The sequence below is a fragment of the Mesorhizobium sp. RSR565B genome (genome assembly GCF_054719465.1).
This window is the reverse complement of the sequence record NZ_JBTTIE010000001.1, coordinates 716,964-733,097: the sequence shown is the minus strand read 5'-3', so window position 1 is coordinate 733,097 and position 16,134 is coordinate 716,964. Positions and strand designations below refer to the sequence as shown.

The 16,134-nt window shown below is 58.7% G+C and carries 15 protein-coding genes; 11 read left to right on the top strand and 4 right to left on the bottom strand.

Annotated elements, in window-relative coordinates:
• The first annotated feature begins 1 nt into the window (after position 1).
• From rfbC to ACYG9R_RS03605, 7 genes are all read left to right on the top strand, one after another.
• Complete coding sequence (gene rfbC / locus ACYG9R_RS03635) at positions 2–556, top strand: dTDP-4-dehydrorhamnose 3,5-epimerase (protein WP_023687179.1); 555 nt, start codon at positions 2–4, stop codon at positions 554–556.
• A gap of 25 nt (positions 557–581) precedes the next feature.
• The gene (gene rfbB / locus ACYG9R_RS03630) at positions 582–1,676 is read left to right on the top strand and encodes a dTDP-glucose 4,6-dehydratase (RefSeq protein ID WP_023824236.1); all 1,095 of its coding nucleotides are present in this window, start codon (positions 582–584) and stop codon (positions 1,674–1,676) included.
• On the top strand, positions 1,673–2,551 hold the full coding sequence (rfbD, locus tag ACYG9R_RS03625) for a dTDP-4-dehydrorhamnose reductase (protein ID WP_023824235.1): 879 nt from the start codon (positions 1,673–1,675) through the stop codon (positions 2,549–2,551). Before rfbB ends, rfbD begins: the two co-directional genes overlap by 4 nt.
• 55 nt (positions 2,552–2,606) lie before the next feature.
• A complete protein-coding gene (locus tag ACYG9R_RS03620; RefSeq protein WP_023824234.1) occupies positions 2,607–3,701 on the top strand; it encodes a class I SAM-dependent methyltransferase in 1,095 nt (364 codons plus the stop codon).
• Positions 3,701–4,801 (top strand): NAD-dependent epimerase/dehydratase family protein, encoded by a 1,101-nt coding sequence (locus ACYG9R_RS03615; RefSeq protein ID WP_280800230.1) that lies wholly within the window; start codon positions 3,701–3,703, stop codon positions 4,799–4,801. The genes ACYG9R_RS03620 and ACYG9R_RS03615 overlap by 1 nt, the downstream gene beginning before the upstream one ends.
• Before the next feature lie 112 nt (positions 4,802–4,913).
• Positions 4,914–6,065, top strand: coding sequence for an acyltransferase family protein (locus ACYG9R_RS03610; protein WP_023824232.1), 1,152 nt, complete (start codon positions 4,914–4,916; stop codon positions 6,063–6,065).
• Between the two features lie 4 nt (positions 6,066–6,069).
• A complete protein-coding gene (locus ACYG9R_RS03605) occupies positions 6,070–7,974 on the top strand; it encodes a rhamnan synthesis F family protein (RefSeq protein WP_245260081.1) in 1,905 nt (634 codons plus the stop codon).
• A 26-nt stretch (positions 7,975–8,000) separates the two neighbouring features.
• Here the strand turns inward: ACYG9R_RS03605 and ACYG9R_RS03600 are convergent, their stop codons facing one another.
• Positions 8,001–8,702, bottom strand: a complete 702-nt coding sequence (locus ACYG9R_RS03600; protein ID WP_023824230.1) for an ABC transporter ATP-binding protein — start codon at positions 8,700–8,702, stop codon at positions 8,001–8,003.
• Between the two features lie 5 nt (positions 8,703–8,707).
• A complete protein-coding gene (locus ACYG9R_RS03595) occupies positions 8,708–9,499 on the bottom strand; it encodes an ABC transporter permease (protein ID WP_023824229.1) in 792 nt (263 codons plus the stop codon).
• A gap of 515 nt (positions 9,500–10,014) precedes the next feature.
• On the opposite strand from ACYG9R_RS03595, the gene ACYG9R_RS03590 reads away from it, so the two are divergent.
• The 3 genes from ACYG9R_RS03590 to ACYG9R_RS03580 all read left to right on the top strand — a co-directional run bounded on the left by ACYG9R_RS03590 (position 10,015) and on the right by ACYG9R_RS03580 (position 13,649).
• Positions 10,015–12,003 (top strand): nucleoside-diphosphate sugar epimerase/dehydratase, encoded by a 1,989-nt coding sequence (locus tag ACYG9R_RS03590; protein ID WP_031197112.1) that lies wholly within the window; start codon positions 10,015–10,017, stop codon positions 12,001–12,003.
• 138 nt (positions 12,004–12,141) lie between these two features.
• Complete coding sequence (locus ACYG9R_RS03585) at positions 12,142–13,074, top strand: glycosyltransferase family 2 protein (protein WP_023824228.1); 933 nt, start codon at positions 12,142–12,144, stop codon at positions 13,072–13,074.
• 17 nt (positions 13,075–13,091) lie between these two features.
• The gene (locus ACYG9R_RS03580) at positions 13,092–13,649 is read left to right on the top strand and encodes a sugar transferase (protein ID WP_460221805.1); all 558 of its coding nucleotides are present in this window, start codon (positions 13,092–13,094) and stop codon (positions 13,647–13,649) included.
• Here the strand turns inward: ACYG9R_RS03580 and ACYG9R_RS03575 are convergent.
• Positions 13,622–14,566, bottom strand: a complete 945-nt coding sequence (locus tag ACYG9R_RS03575) for an NAD-dependent epimerase/dehydratase family protein (RefSeq protein WP_023816493.1) — start codon at positions 14,564–14,566, stop codon at positions 13,622–13,624. The two genes, ACYG9R_RS03580 and ACYG9R_RS03575, sit on opposite strands and share 28 nt — an antisense overlap.
• A complete protein-coding gene (locus tag ACYG9R_RS03570; RefSeq protein WP_245260080.1) occupies positions 14,563–15,660 on the bottom strand; it encodes an O-antigen ligase family protein in 1,098 nt (365 codons plus the stop codon). Before ACYG9R_RS03570 ends, ACYG9R_RS03575 begins: the two co-directional genes overlap by 4 nt.
• Between ACYG9R_RS03570 and ACYG9R_RS03565 the strand changes: the two genes are divergently transcribed.
• Positions 15,647–15,988 (top strand): hypothetical protein, encoded by a 342-nt coding sequence (locus ACYG9R_RS03565; protein ID WP_245260079.1) that lies wholly within the window; start codon positions 15,647–15,649, stop codon positions 15,986–15,988. The two genes, ACYG9R_RS03570 and ACYG9R_RS03565, sit on opposite strands and share 14 nt — an antisense overlap.
• Positions 15,989–16,134: the final 146 nt, after the last annotated feature.

Genomic DNA, 16,134 nt, shown 5'->3' with positions numbered 1-16,134 from the left:
GGTGCTGGAAGTCAGGCAGCTCGGTTTGGACGGCGTGCTGGAAATCGTGCCGAAGCGGCACGGCGATGCGCGCGGTTATTTCATCGAAACCTGGAATGCCGAGGCCTTTGCCGAGGCCGGCATCGATCTGCGTTTCGTCCAGGACAATCATTCCTATTCGGCTGCCGCAGGTGTCGTGCGGGGGCTTCACTATCAACTGCCTCCACGCGCGCAGGACAAGTTGCTGCGTGTGATCCGAGGCAAGATTCTCGACGTGGCGGTCGACATCCGCCGCAGCTCGAAAACCTTCGGCAAATGGGTCGCGCTCGAAATATCGGCCGAGAGAGGCAACCAGATCCTCGTGCCGAAGGGTTTCGCGCACGGTTTCGTCACGCTCGTGCCGGACACCGAGGTTCTGTATAAGGTCACCGACACCTATTCGCCGGCGCATGATCGATCGATCCGTTTCGACGATCCTGATATCGGCATCGATTGGCCGTCGCCGGCCGGCGCCTTCGAGCTCTCGGCCAAGGACCTCAAGGCGTCGGCGCTTGCTGAGGCCGAGGTGTTCGCATGACGCGCGACGATGTGAGGAGAGCGCCATGAATTTTCTGGTGACAGGCGGTGCCGGCTTCATCGGCTCGGCCGTGTGCCGGCATTTGTGCGCCAATCCCGCCTACCATGTGACCAATCTCGACAAGCTCACCTATGCCGGCAATCTGGCCTCGCTGCGCACCATCGAGAATGCACACAACTACAAATTTGCGCAGGCCGACATCTGTGACGAGCGGGCGGTTCTCGACATCCTCCACCGCGACGAGATCGACGTCGTCATGAACCTCGCCGCCGAAAGCCATGTCGACCGCTCGATCGACGGACCCGGCGCCTTCATCGAGACCAACATCGTCGGCACCTACCGGGTGCTGAATTCGGCGCTCGAATATTGGCGCGGCCTTGACGAGGACAGGAAGGCGCGCTTCCGCTTCCACCATGTCTCGACCGACGAGGTGTTCGGCGATCTGCCCTTCGATGGCGGCATGTTCGTGGAGGAGACGCCTTACGCGCCATCCTCGCCCTATTCCGCCTCCAAGGCCGCATCCGACCATCTGGTGCGGGCCTGGCACGAGACGTACGGCCTGCCGGTCGTGCTCTCCAACTGTTCGAACAATTACGGGCCTTATCACTTCCCCGAAAAGCTGATCCCGCTGGTCATCCTCAACGCGCTCGACGAAAAGCCGCTGCCGGTCTACGGCGCTGGCGCCAATGTGCGCGACTGGCTGTTCGTAGAGGATCACGCCCGTGCTCTGGAACTGGTCGCCACAAAGGGCCAGCCCGGCGAAAGTTACAATGTCGGCGGCAATTCCGAGCGTACCAACCTTGGCGTCGTCGAGACGATCTGCGGCCTGCTCGACATCAGGCGTCCGCGCAGCGGCGGCAGGAGCTACCGCGATTTGATCAGCTTCGTCACCGATCGGCCCGGCCACGACCGCCGCTATGCAATCGATGCCTCCAAGATCGGCCGGGATCTCGGTTGGGCGCCGGCGGAGAGTTTCGACAGCGGCCTTGCAAGGACCGTCGACTGGTTCCTCGACAACAAATGGTGGTGGGGACCGATCCGCGAGCAGCGCTACGCCGGCGAGCGGCTGGGGCAAGTCCGGTCGCGCGGCCAGGTTGAAGACAGGAAGGGCGCGGCGTGAGGCTGGTTGTCACCGGACGCGACGGTCAGGTCGCTGCCAGCCTGCTGGAGGCCGGGCAGAGGCGCGATGGCATCGAGGTCGTCACCCTCGGCCGCCCAGTGCTCGATCTGGCGCGGCCCGATACGGTGTTCGACGCACTCGCGGCAGCGCGGCCGGATATCGTGGTGTCGGCTGCCGCCTACACCGCCGTCGACCAGGCCGAGGACGAGCCCGATCTTGCCTTCGCTGTGAACGCCGTCGGCGCCGGCAAGGTCGCCGAGGCGGCCGCGAAGCTCGGCGTGCCCGTAATCCATCTGTCGACCGACTACGTCTTCGATGGCACCAAGGACGGCGCCTATGTCGAGACCGACGCCACCGCACCGCTCGGCGTCTACGGCGCCTCCAAGCTTGCCGGCGAGCTGGCCGTGGCCGCCGTCAATCCGCGCCATCTGATCCTGCGCACCGCCTGGGTCTACAGCCCGTTCGGCAAGAATTTCGTGAAAACCATGCTGCGGCTGGCCGGCGACCGCGACGAGATCGCCGTGGTCGCCGACCAATGGGGAAATCCGACATCCGCACTTGATATTGCCGACGCGATCCTGCATGCGGCGGCGGTGTTGCGCGGCGATTTTGACGGCTACGGCATTTATCATCTTGCCGGCACCGGCGAGACCAACTGGAGCGGCTTTGCCCGGCATATTATGGAGACGAGCCGGAGGGTTGGCGGCCCTTATGCGGGGATACGCGACATCGCGACCAGCGATTATCCAACCAGATCAAAGCGCCCCGCCAATTCGCGGTTGTCGAGGGCAAAGTTCGCAGCGTCGTTTGGGTGGACCTCGCCTGATTGGAAGAAGTCGACAGAAAAGGTGCTCCAATGCCTTTGGCCCGCTTGACGATGCCCTTGCCCATTGTGGGGACAATGCGCTTGGCTGGGCCGGAAAGGCAGCTATGATTCCTTTCAATTCGACAACATTCAGGTTCCCTGAGCTCATGGCTCTATCTGCATGGGTTGAGCATGTCCCATTCATGTTTTGGCTAGTCGATGCGCTCAGACCTCGTCGGTTTGTGGAGCTTGGCACGCAGAACGGGGTCTCCTATTGTGCCGCTTGCCAAGCTATCGAGCTATTGCGTCTGACCTGCAATTGCTACGCGGTCGACACTTGGACAGGTGACGAGCATGCGGGTTTTTACGGAGAGGAAGTCTATTCCGATCTGGTCGCCTACCACGCACCAAAGTATGGCTCCTTCTCACGCCTAGTGCGGTCGACATTCGACGAGGCCGTTAGCCATTTCGAGGATGACAGCATCGATCTGTTGCACATCGACGGTCTGCACACCTACGAAGCTGTTCGGCATGACTTCGACGTTTGGCGGCCGAAGCTCTCGCAAAACGCCGTTGTGCTCTTTCACGATACCAATGTGCGAGAGCGCGGTTTCGGCGTCTTTCGTTTCTGGAGCGAGATCTCGGCGGGCCGGCCGCATTTCGAGTTCCTGCATGGGCACGGACTTGGCGTTCTGGCGCTTGGCGACAGTTATCCGAAGGCCGTCGAGGCGCTTTTCGCAGCCGGCAGACAAGGCTCCAGCCTGGGGGCTGTACGAACAGCCTTCGCCCATTTGGGCCAAGCGGTCGCTCATCACGAGAATACGTCTCATGGGGTGAGGCAGAGGGAAGCACAGTTCGCGCTAAGCCGCGAAGAGTGGCAGCGACAGGTCGAACAGCGCGACAGCGAGATCGCTGCGCTGACAGTCGAGCGCGAGCGGGCGGCAACGCGGGCGAGCGAGTGCGAGGCACACTTTGCGCTGAGCCGAGAAGAGTGGCAGCGACAGGTCGAAGGGCGCGATAAGGAAATTGTGCAGGCGCAAGCGTTGACGACTGCACTTGAGGCAAAAATAACTGAAACCGAGCTTGCTGTTGAAGAATTCAAGAACTCAACAAGTTGGCGAGTCACTGCACCTCTGCGGGCATTTTCAGGCAATGTCAGGTGGTGTTCCAAAATGCTCAAGTTTCGCGTCGCCAATCTTTTCAGATTGGGTCGCCGCTGATGGCGAACACCCGCACCGAAACATGGAATGCTGATCGAATGTCCAAAATATGTGTGGTGACCGGCGGAGCCGGATTCATTGGTTGTGCGCTGTCGACCAAGTTGGCGGACCGTTTCGGGCGTGTAATTGTCATCGATAGTTTGCATCCCCAGATTCACGCTGAACGGAAACGTCCTGTCGAACTTGACCCTCGGGTCGAACTCATAATTGCCGACGTGACCGAGGCTTCGACCTGGGCGCAGGCATTGGAAACCGTACGACCGGACGTCGTGGTGCATCTGGCAGCGGAGACAGGCACGGGGCAATCCCTTACAGAGGCCTCGCGCCACGCCCTGGTGAACGTGGTTGGCACCTCAAGGATGCTCGATGCATTCGCCGCTGCATCGCACGTGCCAGAGCGCTTCGTTCTGTCTTCCAGTCGCGCTGTCTATGGAGAAGGGGCATGGCGATCCATGAAGTCGGGCGAGGTCACATATCCTGGTCAGAGATCGAGACAGCAGCTTGAGCGTGCGGAGTGGGATTTTCTCGGTCTAGAGCCAATGTCGATGAACGCAGAGAGCGTAGTTCCTCATCCGAGCAGCATTTACGGCGCAACGAAGTTAGCACAAGAGCAGATGCTCCGGTCTTGGGCGCTCTCGTTTGGGTCTGCGGTGAATGTGCTGCGACTGCAAAACGTTTATGGGCCGGGCCAGTCCTTGACCAACCCGTACACTGGAATTGTGTCGCTCTTCATTCGAATGGCCAGAGAAGGGAAAAGCATCCCGATTTACGAGGACGGCAACATCGGAAGAGATTTCGTCTTCATCGATGATGTGGGTTCAGCCATCGTTATGGCGACCGAGACAGAACTCTCTCAATCTCTCGCCTATGATGTGGGAACCGGCCAGAAGACAACCATTTTGGAATTGGCAAAGATCATTGCGGGTAGATACGGTGCGCCGGAACCGCACGTCAATGGGATGTACCGCAACGGCGACGTCCGGTGGGCTGTAGCGGAAATAGGCCGTACAGTAACAGATCTGAAATGGCAGCCGCAGTGTTCTGTCGAAAGCGGGATAGGGCGCCTCTGCGACTGGGTGGATATGAGGCTCAACTCTTAAGCCTTGCGCTCAGAGTGGCGCAGAATTCAACGATGTACGCGGAGCAGAATAGCCTTAAGCCGATAGATTGCGCAGTCGGAGTCTTACAAGGTCTTGGTGTTCCACAATCCCGATGAAAGTTATCAAATTGCCAATCGCCTCCAACGCCAGTTCAAAACGGGTGGTCTTCCTTGACGCGCTACGTGGACTGGCCGCTCTTTGGGTAGTTGTTGTGCACGTAGCCATGCTCCCGTCTCCGCGGCTCCAGGTGGCGGCGTTTCTCGATCTGTTCGTCGTAAATGGCGTTATGGGCGTGAGCCTGTTTTTCGTCGTGAGTGCATTTTCGCTCTGCCTTAGCATGCCAGTTCATGACCGCGAAGCTCGGCCAATAATTGGGTTCGCGCTGCGTCGCTTTTTCAGGATCGCCCCTCTATTCTATTTAATGATCCTAGTCATGTGCATTCATAATTTCAGCGGGGTATTGATCGATGCAAAATCAATCCTGTTGAACCTAACGTTTGCTTTCAATTTGGTTCCAGATTATCAATCTTCTATCGTGCCAGCAGGTTGGACGATAGGGGTAGAAATGCTATTTTACCTCATGTTCCCACTGGTGTACGGGCGTTCAAAGGGGATTTTACTTTCAGTTACTGCGCTATTCATTTCGATTGGTGTAGCCTCCATGTTCTTTATGACCATTAACTTGTTCGTTGCAGACCCGGTAAACTATCATCTCTATTCAATTCTTTATCGATCCCCGATGTTTATGTTTGGGATCGTTGCATTTTACACTTTGCCGCTGCTGGAAAAGCGTCCGGAGAGGAAGGAGATCGGGTTGGCTCTCGTCGCGTCTGTCCCTGTGCTATTTTTTGCAATCGCCACCGACAAGGTCGCGCTATTGGACAAATACTATTGGGAAGGATTTATGTTCGGTTCGCTGGTCGTCGGCCTTGGCCTTGCTCCCATTGCTGTGATCGTCAATAGTGTTTCAGCTTGGTTGGGAAGAATCAGTTATTCAGTCTACCTTCTTCACATGCCCATTATCGTCATCCTCATTCCGACCATGAGGTCGATCCAGCAACTGGTCGCAAGTCAAACAGTTGCCTTCGTATTCAGTCTGACGATGACTTTGGCCTTGGTAATCCCGGCGGCCTTCCTCATGAACTACTTCGTTGAGGATCCAGTCAACAGATGGGGCAAGCGGTTCTCGTCTCGAGTTGCCGGTCGCAAGAGCACCGATCCGCTGCTGAGTGGCGAAGCAGTTCAGTCGGACGTGAGGGGGTAGTCGGTTGCCTGGTTTTTCCGACGCTCTGACCGACACCGGTGAAGAAATTCAACAAGGAAAGCTGATGAAGCGTTTAGCGGTCGCGTTCTATTATGATCCGCACGGCAAGATAGATGAGTATTATTTTCATCTGCTTGCCTCGATACGCCCTTTCGTCGAGCACATGGTGGTGGTTTCCAACGGACCCGCAGACAAAGAGGCCGAGTCTCTCCTCTCGTTAGCCGCCGATGAATTCCTGATCAGGGACAATAGTGGGTTCGATGTGTGGGCGTACAAGGCCGCCCTTGAACATATAGGGTGGGAGGAACTGTCTCGCTTCGATGAGATTTTGCTCTTCAACCACACGTTTTACGGGCCGATCTTCCCCTTTTCGGAAATGTTCTCGGAAATGGACCAACGTCCCTGTGATTTTTGGGGGATCTCCGGTCACAGAGCCCTGAGGCCCCATCCGTTCGACTCCAGAAGAACAGAGATGCCCTTCCATCTCAACTCCCATTTCATCGCGGTCCGGCGGTCTATGCATCAATCAAAAGCATTTCGTCATTATTGGACCGAAATGGACCCCGTCCTCTCCTATATGGATTCGATTGGAAAGCATGAGACGGTGTTCACTGCGCATTTCCAAGGCTTGGGTTACACCTGTTCGGTGTTGCTTGACCCGGAACGGTACAAGACGCCCTATCCGGTCCTAATGGAGCCAGACAAAACACTGGAGGACCGAAGCCCGATTTTAAAGAAGCGCCTCTTCTTTCATGACACGCTGTTTCTGGAGCGCGAGGCTATCAATCTGCCGCGGGCTCTGGAGATAATCAAAGACCGGTCAAACTACGATTTGTCGCTGATATGGAGAAGTGTCGGCCGCCTAGGCCCGCCCCGCACGCTAAATGGCAACGCCGCGCTTCTCTCCGTGCTGCCAGATGTGCCTACGGGTGCACAGAGCGCCCGGACCAGGTTTCGGATAGCTGTTCTTGCTCATGTATATCACGTCGACATGATCGATGAGATTCTAGGCTACACCGAAAACATACCGAAGGGCTACGACCTCATCATTACGACAGATACCGCAAAAAAGCAGGCGTTGATCAAGCAGGCGATCGCGAAAGCGCCAAATTCCAGGAAAGCCGTGGTTTTGGTCGTTCAGTCGAATGAGGGCCGGGATACCTCCGCCCTTCTGATCGGGTGCCGGGACTACGCGCTCGAGGACCGGTACGACTTGATATGCCGTATCCATTCCAAACGATCTCCTCAAGACGGCTCAAAGGGAGACTTGTTCAAACTTCACATGTTTGAGAACCTTCTCCACACTCCTGGATATGTCCAGAATTTGCTTGATCTGTTCGCCAACAATCCTGCGCTTGGCCTCGTTATGCCGCCGATGGTTCACATCGGGTATCCGACTATGGGCCACTCGTGGTTTGGAAACAAAGACAACGTCGCAAAGCTGGCCGACAAGCTGGGTGTTGCCGTCAATCTGGACGACCATAGCCCTGTCGCGCCTTACGGCGGAATGTACTGGTTTCGTCCTGCTGCCCTCAGGAAGCTTTTCGCAAATAAGTGGAGCTGGGACGATTTCGCCAATATGGATTATCGGGACGGGAGTTTGGCCCATGCAATAGAGCGGATCATAGCCTATGTCGCAATCGACGCTGGATACACTTTCCGACACGTGATGACCGCCAGGCATGCTGCTCATAACTACGTTATGCTGGAGGCCAAATTGCAAGCATTGTGCGCCAATGGAGCACCGGTGGAAATCGGAAACCTGGGTGTGAGAAGAGCCTTTCACGGCCTCATCTTCTCGATCAAGAGATCGATCGTGATTAGATCGCCAACAGCGTTCAGGGTCCTTAGGCCGCTCTACCGCAGTGTGCAATGGATAACCACGCTTGGTCGCGGTGCAACAAAGTAAGCTTCCGCCAAACATCGCGGGATGCATTAAGTTAGCGATTCTACCCGGCCAGCTCGAAGTGTCATTTTCTTCGTGCAAACGCGCTGGATCAGCGCATCGTCGTGACTGGCCAGCACGATGATGCCGGCCTTTTCGGCCAGTTCGTCCATCCGTCGTTTGGCTTTTTCCTGGAATGACGCGTCGCCGGCGCCGATCCATTCATCCATCAGCAGAATTTCAGGCTCAAGCGCAGTCGCTGCCGCAAATGCCAGACGTGCCGCCATGCCTTGGCTGTAAGCCTTAAACGGTAGGTCAATGAAATCGCCCAGTTCGCTGAAATCGATTATTTCTTCCATCTTCTCTTCGATTTCGGCGGCCGTCCAGCCGCTGATCAACCCCCTCAGCACGATGTTTCTGCGCCCGGTGGCCTCGGGACGAAACCCTATGTGGATATTGAACAGTGCGTCGACCTTGCCCGCGATCGATATCGTGCCGCCCGACGGCTGATAGATTCCGTATAGGACCTTGAGCAGGGTGGTCTTGCCGGCGCCATTTGGGCCGACAAGTCCCAATCGGTCGCCCGCCTTGAGTGCGAAGCTGACGTCATCGAGCGCCTGCACAACCTGCTTGGTGCCGGAATTTGCTATGTGGCCGCCAAGGGCACTTCGGCGCCGGCCAGGCGCCGACAGCGTCAACTTTTCGAACAGGCGATAAACGAGGCTGACATTGTTTAGTTTGATGGAAGTCATGGAACTCAAATCAGAAAAACGATGCGCTTGCGATAATGACCCAGCAGCAGCAACGCAAGAGCCCAGGCGCCGAGACAGATACAGCCCGTCACCGTCAAGGCATGCATCGGCAATATACCTGCCGTGATCGGCTCGCGCACACCCTCCAGGAAATAGGTGAACGGGTTCCAATGATAAGCGTGTTTTTGAACGCCATCTTGCCCGGTATAGACCCAAAAGACGGGCGTGAAGAACATGCCTACCCGCATCATGTTCCCGACTATGAACTCACTATCTGGGAAGAAAGCGCCAAGAAACGCAAAAATCGTGACAACCGCCGGAGTCGCTAAGATGATGAGCAGCAGACCCAGCGCCGACAGTAGCCAATTTGTGTTGATTCCGTAGCCGCCCAGCAACAGGATAAGAACGCAGCCCGCCAGCGAATAAGCAGCCCTGATGATGCATTGCATCGTCAATCGCATCACATAGACGAACAGTGGCAGGGTCGTGCCTTGAATGAAGCTCGCTTCGCGCTGAAAGAGCGACACGCTCGTGGTGATGGTTTCGCTGAGGTAGAACCACACCAGCATCCCGATGGCCACATAGGCTATATAGCTTGGGTTGCTGGCGTCTGTGGTCACGAAAACAAAGACAAACGTGCCGACGAAAGCAAAATAATTGACCAGCATCCAAAGCGGGCCAAGTGTTGTGCGTCTGTGCTGGTCGCCGATATCTTCATGAGCAAGCGCAATCCAGACCCGGTGCAGCTTCATGGCCTTGCTGATGTCGTCGACAGCGCCGTTTAGTGCCGCAATCATAATTTCCTAGTGTCGCATTCTTTTGTTCTTGTGCATCTATGGCCGTTAGACGGGCCAAAGGCGCCCTTCATAGTCATTGCGGCGCGCATTTGGCAACGCATTGCGTCGCGATGGACCACGAATCGCTTGCGACAGGTCGACGCCTCTTACCTCGATATCGCAACCGTCGCACTGCGCGAATCGCAAATTCATGCCTCTGATTATGAGCAGAGACGCATCAAGCACTTGGCCACAATTGCTTTCCAGTCAATGCCGCGCCCGGCTGAAACTCAAGGCGCGCCGTCTGCCCCAGCGGCTCGATATTTTGCGAAACCTCGTTCGTTCAATTATTTTCAACCCCTTAACCAAAGGGTCCGCCAAAAAAATATCTGGCGATCACTACAACTCCACGCTATGCGATACAAAGCGGCGGGGCTGGGGATTGGCACTCTAAACAGGTGATCGGTGACGGGTTTCCGTCGCTCTTGCACCACGTTAGTGTCCATGTCCTTGCGCCTGGAGTTCAGTACTACCCAATGACATCCTATGTAGAGGTCGTGTCCGGACTTCGGCCGAAGATGCGGCGCGCCATTATAATGATCCAGGATCTGGTCATGGTCCTGGTCGCGGTGGCGCTGAGTCTGGGGCTTTCTCAGTCGAGACTTTCATTCGACGCGCTCTCCACGGCCGGCCTGGCGTGCTGGGCAAGTATTGTTTTTCTCAGCCATATGCTGTTTCGCTATTGCGGCCTCTACAACACCGTGTGGCGTTTCGCCTCCACGCCGGACTTCTTCAACATCCTGAAGAGCTGCGCCATCCTGACCGTCACGCTCTATGTCGTCTCGCTGGCGGTTCGATCGTTTCAGCCGGTGACCGGCCTCAACGAGCGCCAGTTCATCGTCTTTTTCCTCGTCTCCTTCACCATCATATCGGCGCCTCGGCTCTATTACCGGTTCCTGCGCGACGGGGCGAGCTGGCGAATCCTGAGCCGCAACGCAAACAATGCGGCGATCAAACAAGCGCTGTTCGTCGGCAGGCTTGGCGAAGCAGACGTCATCATCCGCTTCACACGCACGGCCGAGCCGGCCGAATATTCCATCGCCGGCATCATGGCCATCGAGAACGGCGCGCCGTTGGGCACGCAGATCCAGGGCGTTCCGGTGGTAGCCGTGCGGCCCCGCCTGGTCGAGGTCCTCGAAGAATATGCAAGAGGCACCAAAAGCCTCGACATGCTGATTTTCGGCAATGGCACCGAACGCGAGATCGAGGAATATTCGGAACTGGTCCGTGTCGCCCGTCACAGCGGTATCGCCGTCGTCCAATTCTCCGGCGTTTCGGAGCTCGGCCAAGGCGGAAAGCTGGTACTCGACGCTGTCGAGATGGAAACCATCCTGCGCCGCCCCACAGTTGCTTCCGATATTGAGCGGATCGGCGGCTTTATCGGTGGCAAGCGCGTCCTGGTCACCGGCGGCGCCGGCTCAATCGGTCGCATCCTGGTCAAGCGGTCGCTGGAACTTGGCGCCGAGGCGGTTCTGGTCGCCGATATCTCGGAGTTCGGTATTTTCCAGCTCGACCAGCAGGTTGACGAAAAGGACCATGTCCGGCTCAAGAGCCGCATCGTCGATGTCACAGACCGGCGCCAGATCACCCGCGTCGTCAGCGATTTCAAGCCCGACATCATCTTCCATGCCGCCGCGCTCAAACATGTGCCGCTGCTCGAGGAAAATTGGGAATCGGCGATCCAGACCAACATTTTGGGCACCCTCGTCTGCGCCGAGGTTGCCGCCAAATGCGGGGTGCCGCAGTTCCTGCTGATTTCCAGCGATAAGGCGGTCGATCCGACCTCGGTGCTCGGTATGACGAAACGCGCCGCCGAGCAGATCGTCTCTTCGCTGCACGAAACGCACGCCACCGGGGCCAGCGGCCGTCGCTCCGGCACCAAGTTCATCGCCGTGCGGTTCGGCAATGTCTTCGGCTCCAATGGCTCGGTCGCCACCATCTTCCAGGCGCAGATCGAGGCCGGCGGTCCGGTCACCATCACCGATCGCCGCATGACCCGCTACTTCATGACGGTGGCCGAAGCCGTCGACCTCGTCATCATGTCGGCGGCCGACGCCGAGCGGCGCCAGGGCAAGGACGACTACGCCATCTACATGCTCGACATGGGCAAGCCGGTGCCGATCCTCGAAGTCGCTGAAACCATGATCCGCATGGCCGGCAAAAGCCCCTACACCGACATTCCGATCCGTTTCACCGGGATCAGGCCGGGCGAGAAGCTTCACGAAGTGCTGCATGGCGGCAATGAGGAGATCGTCGCGCTGGATATCCCCAAGATCTTCGGCCTCAGGACCGATGTCGTGGGATGGCCCAAGGTCCAGGCGGCGCTGACATTGCTGCAGGCGGCCATGCGCGATCAGGACAAGGCCTCGGCGCTCGCCGTCATGGCCGGCCTCTATCAGGCGGAAGAGCCTCCAAGTGAGGCACGCCGGGAAACCGTTGCGAAAACAGTCGGGCAAGCTGGTTAGAGCAATTCCAAGAAAAGTGTGGAGCGGTTTTCCGTCCGGGATTGCGTCAAAACAAAGAGCCTGTCCTGATCGACCGGGATTGGCTATTGAAACCGATCCGATGGCCGTTCCCAGGCGTTTGCAGATGATTTTGAACCAGTGAGCAGACAAGATCAGCGCGTGGCCGTGCTGCTGGGCACGAAAGATGGCGCGGCTTTCCTTGACGAGCAGCTCGCGTCGCTGGCTGCGCAATCGCACCCTGTTGTCGACCTCTGGGTTTCCGACGACGGTTCGACAGACGGCACTTCGGCCATTATCGGCGCCTGGCAGAGCCGCTGGTCCAAGGGCCGGTTGACCCTGTCGAATGGTCCTCGCCAAGGCTTTGCCGCCAATTTCCGCGCGATGATCATCGATCCGCGCATCGAGGCCGACTACTACGCCTTCTGCGACCAGGACGACATCTGGGAGCCGGACAGGCTGGAGAGCGCCATTGCCTGGATGCAAGGGCACGATGCCGGAACGCCGCTGCTGTTTTGCTCCAGAACCGCGACCATGTCCGAAACCGGAGCAGCGCAAGGGTATTCGCCGCTGTTCCAGCATCCACCCGCATTTCGCAATGCGCTTGTGCAAAGCATTGCCGGCGGCAATACGATGATGATCAACCGCGCCGCGCGAAAGTTGCTGGCAAAGGCATCGGCAAGGACCGAGTTCGTCAGCCATGACTGGTGGACCTATCTGATCGTCACGGCTGCCGGCGGCATTGTCCGCTATGACCCGCGACCGCTGGTGCGCTACCGCCAGCATGAGGCAAACCTGGTCGGCGCCAACGTCTCGTGGAAGGCGAGGCTGTCGCGGCTGGGGCGCCTCTTCAGGGGCGAGTTCGCCGTCTGGACCGATCACAATCTGAGCGGCCTGGCGGTCAATCGCGACATCCTCACGAGGGATGCCGCCGCCTGCCTCGGCCTGTTCATCAGGGCGCGAAAGGGCGGTATCTTGCGACGCCTGCGCCTTCTCCGGAAAAGCGGCGTCTACCGGCAGACGCTGGCTGGGACGCTTGGGCTCTATCTGGCCTTCATCTGGCGGCGGATCTAGAGCATGCTGAGATGGCCATGAGGGGACCCAAGCGAGCTTTCGATCTCGTCGCGGCGGCGGTTCTGTTGCCGCTGACCTCGCCCGTCACCCTGCTTGCCATACTGGCAATCAGGCTGTCGTCGCCCGGACCGGCACTCCTCTCCCAAACTCGCGTCGGCCAGCACGGGGTGCTGTTTCGCTGCCACAAGTTGAGGACGATGGTTGTGGGAACGCCGTCTCTGCCCTCGCATCAGGCGCCGGCAAACTCCGTCACCGCCGCCGGTAAGGTGCTGCGAAAATTCAAGATCGACGAGCTGCCGCAGCTCTGGAACGTGCTGAAGGGCGAGATGAGCCTGGTCGGGCCGCGTCCATGCCTGCCCACGCAAACCGAGTTGGTCGACCGCCGCAGGCAATTGGGTGTGCTTGCCGCACTTCCAGGCATTACCGGGCTTGCGCAGATGAGAGGCATCGACATGTCGGATCCGAAACTCTGCGCCGAAACCGATGCCGAATATCTCAGGGGAGCCTCGATCGGCCTCGATATCCGCATTCTCATAGGCACGATTTTCTACTGCCGAACGGCACCTGATTTGTAGCGCCGCGCGAGTTCGGTCAGCCGTTCGAGCGTATCGGTCTGCGGCACCCAGCCTTCGGATACCAGCAGGGACGGATCGCAAATCTGTGTCGCTGCCATCGCGTCCCATGCCTTGCGTTTGCCCAGTAGGGTCAGCACTGCCCGCATCAGGCCAGCAGGCACAGCGGACAGCCGCAATGAGTAGCCAAGACCGTCCCTGAAACCCCCGATGATTGCCGAGACAGGGAGAGGCGGTAGGTCGCAGGCGACATAGGCGGGGCGGAGCGGCTGCGGACGGCTCAACAGATACACCGCGGTCCGCGCTGCCGCTTCGCTCGACATCAGCGATCGTACGCCGCTGAAGATCGCCGCAGGCAGCGACAGGTTCGTGCCGCCCATGCGCATCATTCCACGCAGGTTTCCCTTCATGCCTTCGCCATAGACCGGCGGCAGGCGCAGCGCCGTGGCATCGGAGGGCCTGGACGCATAGGCTTCCAGTGTCTTGATCTCGCCTTCGCGTTTCGAGCGCCCGTAGGCGCATTGCGGGGCAGGGAGCGTCGCCTCGCTGATCGTTCCGCTGAAACCGGGACCGGCTACTGCCCGGATCGACGACAGATAGATGAAGCGCCCGCTTGTCCGCGAGGCGGCCGCGCGCGCCAGCTGCGCGGTCAGTGTCGCGTTGGCTGCCATGAAGTCGGCTTCGCTCGCCTTGCGGTCGTTGTTGAGCGCCGCACAGTGGACGACATGGGTGATATCTCGCATCAGCGCCTGGTATGCCTGAGCCGGTGCGTCGAAGTCCGGCAACAAAACCGCATCGCTCACGGGATCGAGCCGTTCCGGGTGGCGCGATGCCATGCGCACCCCGAACCCGGCTTCGCGCAGCTGGTTGACGACCTGCCTGCCGATGAAACCCGTCGCGCCTGTGACCAGCACTTTCACGGCCGGCTTGCCTGGGGCGCCGGGGCCGGTGCCTGTTGTTCCGGCAGCATTTGTTGCCGGCCCGATGCAAGATATGTCCCGGACACCAGGAACACCATCAGTGTGGCATCGAGGATGTCGTGGCCGACCAGGATGCCGGTCAGGCCGCCGATGAGGTAGATGATCGCAGTGACGACAATCATCGTGGCGCCGAACCGCTCGATCGCGTCCGTGCTGGTGCGCAGCACGATGGCCGCGTTTCTCGCGGCAACGAAGAACACAGCCGCGAGCGTTACGGCTCCAAGCAGCCCGGCCTCCACCAATGCAGTCAGGAAGCCATTGTGAAAATGGCTGAAGCCCGTGGACGGCATGTGGAACTGATTGTGGAATCCATCCTTTATCAGCTCACGGCTTGCAGCAATGCCGTGACCGAAAATCGGCATGTCGTGGAAGGCGCTCAGCCCAATCTGCCAAAGTGCTGCGCGCAAGCCGAGCGCGGTCGTGTGGTCGCCCTTCGTGGCGAGCGCATCCCAGTCGCTGAACAGGAAGGCCGCGCGCTCGGAAATGATGGGGAGACCAATGACCGCGATGACGATGCCGATCGCGCCCGCAATCAGCAAAAGCCGAATGGCGTTTCTGTTGTTGAGCTTGCGACGGTTGATCAGCAGGACCGCGATGCCGGCCACCAGCATCGCCAGCCAGATGATCCGCGACCCCGAATAGACAATGTCGACCGCGCCGGCCAGTGTCGCGCAGGCCAGCAACGCCCTGTTCTTTTCGACACCCGATAAGGCGCCTGCCAGGCACATCATCATGCTGAGGCAGGCGACGGTCGCGAACACGATCGGATTGCCGGCGCCGCCTTCGGCCCGTATGCCCAGCCCGTGATATTGCACGACCGCCAGCAGCAGGGCGCCAAAACAGGCGGCGGCGCTCGCCAGCACGACGATGCGCGTCAGCGTGGTTTTCTCGGTAATGCTCCAGGTCGCGTATGAGACAGGGAAAAACAGGAAGGTGATCAGCCCTGCCAGATGCGGCGCATCCCTGGCGATCGAATTGTTGACGATGGAGGCGAGCACGCTGGCTGCGCAATAGGCATAGATGGCCACCGTCATCGCGGTCATCGGCCGGTCAATGTTGAAACGCCGTCTTTTCAGCGCAAGCAGAAGCACCGACCACAGGCCGCCGCCATTGAACAAAAAGCTGACCGCCGATCCCAGTACCGGCGGGAAAAAGAAGCACAAAATGGAGAAGGTGACGTTGATCCGTGACGGCGAAACGTGCTGCTTGATGGCGGAGATCGGGGTCAATGCTCTGGTTCACAATGCGCTGGGTCGCGTGGCGACGGACAATGTTTGGCGGCGGCATTTGCGGCATGCCGCCCGGCGTTTGGCGGCGGCATTTGCGGCATGCCGCCCGGCGCAGGTTCAGGAGCCGGTATAGCGGCTGGGTGCGGTTTTCGAAAGTGCGACGAGGTCCGGCCGGCGTTTCTTTCGGTCCAGGCAAGATTTTTCCCGGCCTTTGAATGCTATCGCTCCGTCGGGCAGGAATTTTCGGATTCTAGGCTTTTCATGGAAAATTCGTTGCCG